The 11,153-nt window shown below is 46.3% G+C and carries 9 protein-coding genes; 5 read left to right on the top strand and 4 right to left on the bottom strand.

Annotation, left to right across the window (positions count from 1 at the left end):
• Nucleotides 1-171: 171 nt before the first annotated feature.
• The gene (locus AC0YN6_RS16230) at nucleotides 172-1,407 is read left to right on the top strand and encodes a TolB-like translocation protein (RefSeq protein WP_475748089.1); all 1,236 of its coding nucleotides are present in this window, start codon (nucleotides 172-174) and stop codon (nucleotides 1,405-1,407) included.
• Nucleotides 1,408-1,429: 22 nt separating this feature from the next.
• On the opposite strand, the gene AC0YN6_RS16225 is transcribed toward AC0YN6_RS16230, so the two are convergent.
• Nucleotides 1,430-2,944, bottom strand: a complete 1,515-nt coding sequence (locus AC0YN6_RS16225; RefSeq protein ID WP_475748088.1) for a TolB family protein — start codon at nucleotides 2,942-2,944, stop codon at nucleotides 1,430-1,432.
• A gap of 176 nt (nucleotides 2,945-3,120) precedes the next feature.
• Nucleotides 3,121-4,083, bottom strand: coding sequence for an MraY family glycosyltransferase (locus AC0YN6_RS16220; protein ID WP_475748120.1), 963 nt, complete (start codon nucleotides 4,081-4,083; stop codon nucleotides 3,121-3,123).
• 290 nt (nucleotides 4,084-4,373) lie between these two features.
• Between AC0YN6_RS16220 and AC0YN6_RS16215 the strand changes: the two genes are divergently transcribed.
• From AC0YN6_RS16215 to AC0YN6_RS16200, 4 genes are all read left to right on the top strand, one after another.
• Nucleotides 4,374-5,279 carry an NAD(P)/FAD-dependent oxidoreductase gene (locus tag AC0YN6_RS16215; protein ID WP_475748087.1) on the top strand — a complete coding sequence of 302 codons (906 nt, stop codon included), beginning with the start codon at nucleotides 4,374-4,376 and terminating at the stop codon, nucleotides 5,277-5,279.
• 173 nt (nucleotides 5,280-5,452) lie between these two features.
• Nucleotides 5,453-6,283, top strand: coding sequence for a GNAT family N-acetyltransferase (locus tag AC0YN6_RS16210; protein WP_475748086.1), 831 nt, complete (start codon nucleotides 5,453-5,455; stop codon nucleotides 6,281-6,283).
• A gap of 53 nt (nucleotides 6,284-6,336) precedes the next feature.
• Complete coding sequence (locus AC0YN6_RS16205) at nucleotides 6,337-7,251, top strand: helix-turn-helix transcriptional regulator (protein WP_475748085.1); 915 nt, start codon at nucleotides 6,337-6,339, stop codon at nucleotides 7,249-7,251.
• 62 nt (nucleotides 7,252-7,313) lie between these two features.
• Nucleotides 7,314-7,799 carry a GyrI-like domain-containing protein gene (locus tag AC0YN6_RS16200; RefSeq protein ID WP_475748084.1) on the top strand — a complete coding sequence of 162 codons (486 nt, stop codon included), beginning with the start codon at nucleotides 7,314-7,316 and terminating at the stop codon, nucleotides 7,797-7,799.
• A 537-nt stretch (nucleotides 7,800-8,336) separates the two neighbouring features.
• Here AC0YN6_RS16200 and AC0YN6_RS16195 read toward each other — a convergent pair.
• Nucleotides 8,337-8,906, bottom strand: a complete 570-nt coding sequence (locus AC0YN6_RS16195) for a beta-class carbonic anhydrase (RefSeq protein WP_475748083.1) — start codon at nucleotides 8,904-8,906, stop codon at nucleotides 8,337-8,339.
• A 71-nt stretch (nucleotides 8,907-8,977) separates the two neighbouring features.
• Nucleotides 8,978-11,128 carry a YhgE/Pip domain-containing protein gene (locus AC0YN6_RS16190; protein WP_475748082.1) on the bottom strand — a complete coding sequence of 717 codons (2,151 nt, stop codon included), beginning with the start codon at nucleotides 11,126-11,128 and terminating at the stop codon, nucleotides 8,978-8,980.
• Between the last annotated feature and the right edge of the window lie 25 nt (nucleotides 11,129-11,153).

Raw genomic sequence — 11,153 nt, 5'->3', positions numbered from 1 at the left:
CGTTGTATATCAATTATATGGCGGAACCTATAGGAATTCGTAACAGAACAGTTACAAACCGGTATCAAACTGGAAACAACGGATTTGAAAAGTTACGGTCCTAAAGGTGTATGTTTCAACTAGCAAAGGGAACGGTAACCATAAGTATTTCTCTTAGGAGGTTCCCGCAAAATGAAAGTAATAAAAGTGTGGCTTGCTTTGTTTCTTGCGATGGTCTTTATGACGGGTGGAGTCGATATCGCTGCGGCCCCAAATGGGGAACAGCTGATAAGGGCTGCTTTTGTGCGTAATGGCGATCTCTGGCTTAAAGTAAGAAATGTAGAGAAGAAGCTGGTAAGCGGGCCGTATGTGCGTAATCCGAAGTGGTCATTCGACGGCCAATGGCTTGCTTATACGAAGGGAGAGGCAGAACAAGAGCTATGGGTGCTACAAATTGGTACCGGTCAAAGCAAACTCGTTGCTTTGGATGGCGGGATAAATTTTCAGTGGGCACCGCATGATCTAAAGCTTGCTTATCAGACGAAGGATCGGCTGCTATACGTTGATGCGAGAAGGCCTGAAGTGCCGCTCGGTTCCTCATCTGCTATAAGTAATTATTCGTGGCTTCCGGATGGCGAAGGTTTCTTTGCTTCTTCGCAATCAGACCTGCTCCCGGATGGTTGGACGCCTATTCGTCTTTACCGGATACCGCTCGATTCCATGGATGATCCTCGTACCTATACGACCGTCCATGTGCTTCCTGCACCATCGGATGATTTTTTTGCAGTGGGTACGAGTATATTCAAGTGGTCTGCGGATGGCAAATGGATTGCCTTCATAGCACATCCAACGGCCTCTTTGTCTGCTGACAGCAACTTGCTTTGTGTTGTTTCGTCTGATGGTGTTGTATTTCGAACGCTCGATGAGATGCTGCTTAATCCACAGTGGTTCTCATGGGCAGAGAGCGGAAATCGACTGGCTTATATTGCAGGTGTCGGACGTGAAGCCTTTAGTAATAAGGAACTCAAAGTACTCGAAGTGACCTCTGAGAAAAAAGCGGCTTATACGCCCAAGGGTTATGTTGATCAGGCGTTTGCATGGCAGGATATGCAGCATATCATCGTTTCGAGAGCGATTGAGTCTAAGCCAGAAGCCGATCGGCGTATACCTGTCTATCCGTACTTGGTAAAGATACAGCTGAGTGATGGGGTGCAGAAGCATGTGACGAAGCCTTCTCGCAAGTATGGCTCCTATAATCCAGTTGTCCTTCATTCGAAGCTGGTTTGGATCAATGCAGACAAGAATGCGGCTAACGTAATGGTGGCGAATGAAGACGGACGCCGTGCTGCTGAATGGATTCAAAATATCGATCGTACAGATTCCTATTACGGACAGTGGCACTGGCCCGCGGTGATCTCATTTTATTAAACGCTGGAATCACAATCTGGTATCACTCGATTCGTGTATACGTCATATCGTCTGATACCAGCCATTTGGTTCCAAGGGAAAAGATATTACGGTTGTCATCATCAAGCGTTATTTCACTGATTTGTCCTGTCTGAAGGTTCCACGTATGGTAGCTGGATGCTGCTGACTCATTTCCGAATGTCAGCCATTTGGCTTGCAGCTCATTTGGAGCGGAAAGCCACTTCCCGTTTTGCGTTAGGATTGTAATCTGCAGTGACTCCGTGTCGATCCCGTATATATGCTGTTCCGCTCTAGCAGTGTACCACGTACCGGAACGGATAGGAATGGGTTCTCTCAATCGTGATGAATCAGGCTCCATTCGTAATTCACTTGTTGTACCTGATTTTACATCGAGCAGCTTGTAACGTGATTTAATGATGGGTTTTATTTCATCCACAGGAGGAGCAAGCTCATATTCATGCAGCAGTGCAATTCCATCCGATTGATCAAGCCATCCCGCAACCTCGATATACTTTTTCGATTCATTGTCCGTTTGTATGGTTCGAATAATCTTTCCCTGTCGATCGTGAAATTGAATGCGCTGCGGTGCGATAGAGGGTATCTCTCCCATATTTGAGATGAGATGCTCATCACTCTGTTCTCTTGTGTCTTGGTACGCAGCATACCGGCTATCCGGGCTCCATTTGAGGAATGGGTATTGATTGTAGCCTTTGCCGAACGATGTACTCGAAAGCAGCCTTCCCATTATATCGTACAAGCGGTATTCGCTTTTGGCATAATCGATATACCAGAACCTTTCACCATCAGGTGATGGGATCGTCGAAAAAAAAGGCCAATAATGGTTGAATTTTTGTTTATGAAGTACGGTTTCCCCTTTGAGCAAATTATAGGACCATAATTGACCAGTGTTATAGCTGTTTAATACCAGAGTATCCTTTGAATCATTCAGCCAACCCGGGGCAAAATGGTCGTTCGGCGGCAATTTCTTAATTTCCGGAATGAGAATGGTCGTTTTCCCGGTTATTATATTGAGCTTTTCTATTCGATAAAAATAGTTGTCGGATTTGTCGGTGTTGTTAACCGCCGAGACGTAGACGACATGTCGATCATCAAGAAAGCCATAGGCTTCTGCTACGGAGTCAACCTGATAGCTATCATTCACTAACGCATTGTACAAAGGATAAGTTCGGAATTCTGATGTTTCAGGATCAACGATGATTGCATCTCTCTTAAAGGTAATATTTGAATCCCCGCTGAGCGTTCGGCCAATATGAACGGCGTAGACTTTGCCTTTAATGGGCGGTGAAATTAATGTTTGTAATATATTGAAATCATCCTGCCCCGCATAAGCCAATCGAAAACCGTTACTGGTTCCCTCCATCGACAGAAGCGTATCCACATTAGGAGTTTGGCCTGTTGTAAGCTCGCAGCCCTCGCACTCCGAGCGAACGTATTGATCAGAAGTATTTGGAGCGTTCTTGCAGCCTGAAACGAGCACCATTGCAATGATACACAGCAAAGAAAGAACACTCTTCATATCCCAACCATCCATTCCAAATATTTCTATGTAGTTAGACGCAAGAACGGGGGAAATGTTTCATCGATTGCGTATAAAAAATAGAAGTAACTTCACCCGCCTAAAATACCGCTTGCTCATAACAAATCAGGGATGCTCCTCAAGCCAATAACTCGCTTGAGAAACATCCCTATTACTTAAATCTGTACAAGCAGCAATATGATCGAAGATAGACATAAACAAGTGCTGATCAGGCAAAGGAACATGACGACCTGCTTATGATTGAGACCGGCGCGCAGCAAACGATAATGTGCTTGGCTGGCATCTGCCTGATAAATGGCTTTTCCTTGCAGCATCCGTCTCACGACGACGAAGATATTGTCGAAGATCGGGACGCCAAGCGCTAGAATCGGTATGAACAACGACATGACAGTCGCTTGCTTGAATGCGCCGTCTAGAGCAATAACCGCTAGAATAAACCCAAGGAAGGTTGCCCCGGCATCGCCCATAAAAATTTTTGCGGGAGGCTTGTTGTATCGCAAGTACGCAAGCGTAACACCTACTAAAATAATCGCCATGATAGCGGAATTGGATTGTCCTTTGGCTAAAGCCACAACGAAAAGCGTAACGGCAGAAATAGCTGAAAGCCCGCCAGCGAGCCCATCCATCCCGTCAGAGAAGTTAATGACCGTCGTTACACCAAATATCCACAAAATCGTAAGCGTGAACTGCAAAATAACAGGAAGCAGTACATATTCGCCTGAAAGCGGATTGTAAAAGCCGGTGAATGCTATGCCCGAGGCATATACGAGAACGGCTGCTGATATTTGTACGATGAATTTAGGAAGCGACGGGAAGTCCTTGCCCTTCGTCTTGTACCAATCATCGAGAGTACCAATGCTGAGCAGCAGTACGCCCCCTAAGAAGATGGCGCCAGTTTGCATCGAGAAATCTCTAGTGACGAGCAAATAGGTGAAGAAGAAACCAATGAAGATAACATAGCTTGCCGTGAGCGGGATCGGCTCTCGATGGAGCTTGCGCTCAACATCCTTGCGAGGCTTGTCCACAAAATCAAGGCGGAAGGCTAGCCTTCCAAACGGCGGAATTAAGAAATAAACGATTGCAAATGAAACGAGTAAAGAGAATGCGTATAAAATAATCGTCACCACCGTTAGTTAATGAAGGAACAACAGAATTATACAATTCGTGAAGAATATTGTCGATTAGAGAATTCAAATGTGAGAAGATATTAATCTGTTTCATCAGTAATATTCGGTATTACTTAGTCGTATTTTCATTTTAACATGCGTGTATTAATTGTACCTTAAAAAGCGATTTCGAATTCGTCTTAATCAAGATGCATCCTTCCTGCTAGGAATGAATAAGGATAAGCGATAATTGGTTTACATGCAGCGTTCGCTAATAGTTGCGATATAAGGGAGCGATAGATATGAAGCTGGATTGTGCTATCATTGGCGGCGGGCCGGCCGGCTTAAATGCTGCACTCGTGCTGGGCAGATCACGGAGAGTCGTTATTGTTTTTGACCACAATAAGCCAAGAAACGCAGTAACGCACGAGTCACATGGCTTCATCACACGTGATGGGATTGAGCCGCGCGAGCTTCGACGATTAGCCCATGCGGATATTGCTAAATATCCTTCCGTTACCATTAAACCAGACAAGGTGACAGAGGTGAGGCATCACGATACGGGCTTTCAGTTGATGACGAGCAACGGGGTCATATATCAAGCTCGCACCATTATTTTGGCAGCAGGACTGAAGGAGTCATTGCCTGCTATTCCCGGCATTCGTGACTTTTATGGAAAAAGCTTATTCAGCTGCCCTTACTGCGACGGCTGGGAGCTGCGCGACCAACCGCTCATTGTCATTTCGGAGGGCTCGAATATTTTTAACTTAGCCAAAACAGTGTATAACTGGAGCCGTAATGTAATCGTGTGCACGAATGGAGCGGATAGGCTAAGTGCCCAGCAAATTGGCCAGTTAGCGTACAAGGGCATTCAAGTGACTCAGCAAAGGATCAAGGGATTGTACGGGGAGAACGGTCGTCTTCATCGTGTTCTCTTTGCGGATAACACCGTGGTCAACTGTGCTGGCGGCTTCGTCACCCCATCATGGGATCAAGCAGCGCCCTTCGGCGAAGCGCTTGGCTGTGCGATGACGGGGTCAGGGGGCTTCGTTACGGACGATTATGGCAGAACGAGCGTAAGAGGTGTATATGCGGCTGGAGACTCTTCCATTATTGTGCCTGCACAGCTTGTTGTAGCAGCGGGAGAGGGCAGCAAAGCGGCAATCGGGGCGAATACTGATTTGACACATATGGATTTTGGATTTTAGCAGCGTATAATCTTACATAAACAGCTTGATCCAAAAAAACCGTCAGTTAAGATTATTTTTTACTAAAATAAGGATATTACACCGAACGTGCTTGTTACATCTACTCGCTTAATGGGTATTGATGTCGGACTGAAATAATTGAGCGGCTCTTAGCGTGCAAGAGGGCTTTAATTATGAGCAGAAGGAGGGATCTTATGCTAGAGAAGCTGCATCCAGATGATTACGTGTTGAATCAGTTTCCTTTTATGCGAGATGAGCTGCAATATAATTTGATTCATTTAATTTCGGCAATAGAAGGCGCAACGAGATTGAAGACGTCTGATGGTCGTATGCTGTTTGCAGGCTCACCAGGACATAACGCTTGGTTATGGTTGTCGGAGGACTTAACGGATGAGCGCAGAAACTTGCTGATGAAGGAGCTTATTGCTTACTATAAAGGAGGGGATTTGCCTGGTATTTGTGGAGACCCCTCTACGGCAGAATCATTTGCAAAGCAGTATGCAGAAGCCAATCAGCTGAAATATGATACATACATGATGATGATGGCCTATTCATGTCCGAAGGTGAATAAGCCCATTAAGGTAAATGGGAAAATGATTCAGGCTACGCGGCAGCATGTAGAGCTCGTTGCTGAATTTTTGGCGGGCTTCTCGGAGGATGCTTATGGCGCATCGGTTATCCCTGCTAGTCAACTTGCAGCCGCTGAGGGTATGGTTATGCGAGGAAACCTATACTTCTGGACAGTCGATGAGCTGCCGGTCGCAATGGCAAATATCGCTCATCGTTCTCCGCGGCATGGACGATTTAATGCGGTTTATACACCGCAGGTTCTACGGAGAAACGGTTATGCAAGTGCGATTGTAGCCGGACTATGTTCGGTTCTGGAGGCAGAGAATAGAGAAGCAATGCTGTATGCAGATATGAAAAATCCAGCGTCGAATAAGGTTTATAAAAATATAGGGTTTGTTGAGAGTGGTCCGATTGCTGAAATTAGATTTAAGTAGATGCAAAAGCTAAGAAAGTAGGGAATGAACTGAAAATCGATCGTTTACTGGCGATGACCGTACTGCTTCTTAATCGCGGAAGAATAAGCGCTAAGGAACTGGCTGACCGTTTCGAGGTTTCAACGAAGACCATATATCGGGATATGGATACGTTAAGCCAATCAGGTATTCCTGTACTCGCCCATCAAGGGACAACGGGCGGGTTCGAGATTATGGAGCAGTACACCCTGTCTCGTCATTATTTAACATTAGCAGAAATATCATCTCTGATCGCAGCCGTAAAGGGTATAGGCACCGCGTTAGACGATGCGACCTATGCCGGATTGCATGAGAAGGTCAAAGCGCTGCTTCGTAAATCCGATAAGCTCGAGGATGATCGCCTTGGGGACAGCTTGGTTTTTGATTTGAACCCTTGGGGGCAAGGGCCGGCAGCACGTGACAAGGTTAATCTGTTCAAGAAAGCGATTGAAGAGACGCGGAAGGTAGCGTTCAGCTATATTAATATGAATGGCTCTGAAACGGAGAGAGTGATAGAGCCTTATGCGCTTATTTTGAAAGGGAACATATGGTACCTGCAGGCGTATTGCACGCTAAGGGAGCAGTTTCGCATATTTCGATTGTCGCGTGTGCAGCAGCTCAGCCTGTTGATGGAGCGATTTGAACGCCGCCAGACACCGTCATTAGACGGTTATGCTTGGGATGCGGAATGGTCGAATAACGCCGATACCATTGTGACCCTCGTATTTCAGCCCAAGGTACGTCATCGTGTCATGGATGCCTTCCAACCCGATCAAGTGACTGTGCTTGCTGATGGGTGCCTGCGGGTAGAGGGCAAGCATACCGTAGACGAATGGTTTTATGGGATGCTGCTGAGCTATGGTGATCAGGTTAAGGTCGAGCAGCCAGCCTCCCTTGTAGAGGAAATTATTTTGCGAGCACGAAATATTGTCAGCCGCTACGAGAACTAAGACAGATAGCTGTCCAGTTTCCTTAGGTACAATAAGATTCATACCAAGGAAATGGGGAACAAATGATGACGAATACTATCGTAGTAAAACCAGCGGTTGTACTAATAGGAGTAACTGCACGCACGACTAATGCTGAGGAAGCGGGAGGAAATGGTCGTTTGTCTGGCCTTTGGGACTCGTATTTCGGCAGCGGCATCGCTAGTCGCACACAAGTGAGCAACGGTCATTTGATCTATGGGCTGTATACAGACTATGAGAGTGATGCCAGCGGTGCTTATACGGTTCTTATTGGCCATGAACAGGCAGGAGTGCATACTGAATTGCCGGACGGGCTAGAGCAAGCGGCGGTGCCGGAATCTAAGTTTATGGTTTTTAAGACGAAGAGGGGTCCTGTGTATGAGGTCGTAGCAGAGGCGTGGGGCGAGATTTGGACGTTTTTTGAGCAATCGTCGATCGAGCGTACTTATACCGGTGATTATGAGCTGTACGATGGCCGATCTTTTGATCCGGCGAATGCAGAGGTAGACATTTATATTGCTATAAAATAATTCGATAAAACAGCTTTCTCCAATTGGCTATTCCTATGCCGTGGGGACGGCTGTTTTTTTATGTGCTAGACACGTACGTTGTAGTTTATACAACAGATGCCTTACATACAGCCTTTAATCGTGAGCTACGTTGCAGTTATACATCAGAATAGTCTCAAAAGTGCACCAAATGCACTCTATCACCGGATTCTGTTGCAGAAACTACAATGTAGACCTCATTGGATAGTTCTGTCCGCCATTCTATTGCAGAAACTACAATGTAGGTTGGGCGGAGTTGCTACATAGGAGGATAACAGAGCATGTTAGTGGAGGAGCAACGTAAGTTTGTCTAGTAGAGAGCAGTAGTGTAGGTTAGTGGAGAAGCGGCGTAGGCTTGTCCAGCAGAGAAACAATATAGGGCAAGAGTTGTAGAAGCTATGGCGGAATAGACGCTAGCTACTTCTCGCACATAACCTGCAGCGCAACCACGCTTTGACACAGAATGTGCCAAGACGCGCCTCGCTGCATTAATTGTACGTAATAAGTTATGGGGAGTTGTTACGCCTCTTCGCGATAATCCTGAACGAGAAGCTCTAGAGCGCCCGTCTCTGGGTCGAGGATACAGCCGTGAACGGGAATCGCTTTAGGGAAGAGAGGATGCTTGCGAATCAATTTGACGCTGTGCATGACACCTTCTTCGGAAGTTGCGAATCCCCGCAAGAACTTCTCCATGCGTATGCCTGAGTTTTCGAGAGTTTCTATCGTAAGCGGATCGATGCCATGATCACTGAACTTGCTAACCATACCTTTTGTATCAAGATTGGTCATGCCGCAGCCGTGATGGCCGATGACAAGCACCTCTTGAGCGCCAAGCTCATAGACAGCGATCAAAATGCTGCGCATCGCACTTCCGAACGGTTGAGTAAGAATGGCACCCGCATTTTTAATAAATTTGGCATCACCATTTTTGATGTTTAATGCTTTCGGCAGCAGCTCGACGAGCCTAGTGTCCATACAGGTAAGGACAGCAACCTTTTTATCGGGAAATTTGTCGGTCAAATAGGTTTCATATTGCTTTTCTTCGACAAACTTCTTATTAAACTCCAAAATTTGCGGAATGATGGACATATTATTCCCTCCTACATTTCTATTGATAATTAATATTATTCATAGAAAAAGGGTGGTAGTCAAATGTTGTTCTAATGAATTAATCCGCTTTGCTTCGCTTTTTCCAGCATTTTGGTAGAATAACGGTTGATCCACTTTTTCAAAGCTAGACCAATCAGCAGTGCAGCGCCGGCAAAAATCGCAAGAGCGATCAAATCTCTTGTAACAATATCCCACAATATGCCACCCACAGCTTCCCGCATCATGCTGATAGCGTAGGTGAAGGGAAGGAAGGGATGAATCGCTTGGAAAAAAGGCGGTGTAACTTGTATCGGGAATGTGCCGCCGGATCCAGCAAGCTGAAGTACAAGCAGGACGATCGCCATCGCTTTGCCTACATTGCCGAATACAGACACGAGCGTATACACAATGAGCATGAACACTGCGCTCAGAATGACACCAAACAGAACAAACCACAATTTATTAGCGACATACGCCTGAAGAATCCATATATCACCAATCGTAACGAGCAGTGATTGTACGATCGCAATTGTAAGGAAGGTGAGGTAACGTCCGAAATAAATGTGATAGCTGCGGTACGAATTTTCAGTAGAATGTACATCTACGCTCAGCAACGATACGAGCAGCAGCGCACCGACCCATAGGGATAGTGTTGTAAAAAATGGAGACATCGCCGACCCGTAATTCGGTATCGGGAATAACCGTACTTCCTTCAAAACAACAGGCTCAGCGAAAAAAGCCGCCTCGCGCTCCGCGTCGTTTTTGAGCAAATCGACTAACTCGTTTAAGTTGCCTTCCTTCTCCAGCTCACGAATCCGCTGTGCCACTCCTTTAATCTTTTGCTTCGCTGCAGGCAGATTCTTTTGGATTTTCGCAAGCTCTTTGCCTCCGAGCTCCAGTCCCTTTGCCGCATCACCTACAATCAGCGCCGCACTCGGAATCATCAGCCCTGCTTCGGTTAATATGGATTCGGCAGTGGATGCTGCTTGCTTTGCTTTATCGACAGCTTGTGTAATCCGTGGCAGTATTTCGCTGTCATAGCGGCCTAGCACATCTGTTAGAATGGACGAGGTTTCTTTGGATATGGAGCTTAAGCGATCAATAAGTGTCTGTGCAGGCTTCTCGCCTTTCTCGATCGCAGATTGAATTTGCCTCACAAGGGTGAGCTGCTGCTGAAACCTTGTCGTGATTTGCTTCATTCGATCTATTGTCGAAATTAGTATTTTGCTCGGGGCGATGTTATTCAAACTCTCTAACACATGGATTAGTCCGCCGGTTGCAGCGATGGCGCCTGTCAAACGCTGCTCTGCCTGCGCCAAGGTCGTTTTCACAACCTCGGGATCAACCGTTGTATCTTGCAAAATAGCGGTAAGCTCCTGCATGGCATTCGCTGTTTGGAGAAGCAGCTGCAAATCCTGTTTGATCAGCGGGCCGGCCTTATTGAGTGCCGTCGTGCTTTGGTCAAAAAAAGCGCCTAGCTGCTTAGTAAAGGCTTCGCCATCCTTCGCAAGCTGAGCAGCTTTTGGCAGCTCTTTCTGAACGGTTGCGACGATCTTCTTCGACTTCTCAATATCGGCAGCTGCAAGAGCAACGGCTTCATCGATTTGAGGGAATAACGATTCCAACTTGAATACGGTACTGCGAACCTGATCAATCGCTGGCCGGTTTGCCTCTAGCTCGATACCGATTTGATTGAAAACGCGAAATATCGTTTCGTTTGCGGTTTTGACGAAGTTTGCGCGGACCTCCTCAATAATTCCGCTCGCGCCCTTTTGGGCGATTTTTGGCGATACGGCATTGATCTTCTCATTTACGGCATAGTCCAGCTCCGCTTGCTGCAAATTATTGCTCAGTACGGTAGCTAATTTGGCAGAGAAGTCAGCAGGAATCGTAATACTAGCATAATAATCGCCATGCTTAACGCCCTCTATCGCCTTCTTATTCTCCACAAACACCCAGCCAATTTTTTTATTTTCCTTCAAGGAAGCAATGATTTCATCTCCGACTTTAATGGGCGTGCCATGGAGCACGGCTCCTTCATCGTTGTTTACGACGGCGATGGCAAGTGAGCTCGTCTGGCCGTAGGGGTCCCATGACGCTTTGATGTTAAACCATGCATATAGAGAGGGCAGAAAGGTCAGTCCGATAATGACGATGGCAGCGGCGCTGTTTCGAAAAATATTGCGAAGATCTTTGGCGTAAATAGCGAAAATATGGTTCATGTTCTCCCACCCTCAAAAATGATTT

Source organism: Paenibacillus sp. J22P15 (assembly GCF_056269345.1).
This window is presented reverse-complemented; position numbering and strand designations above follow the sequence as displayed.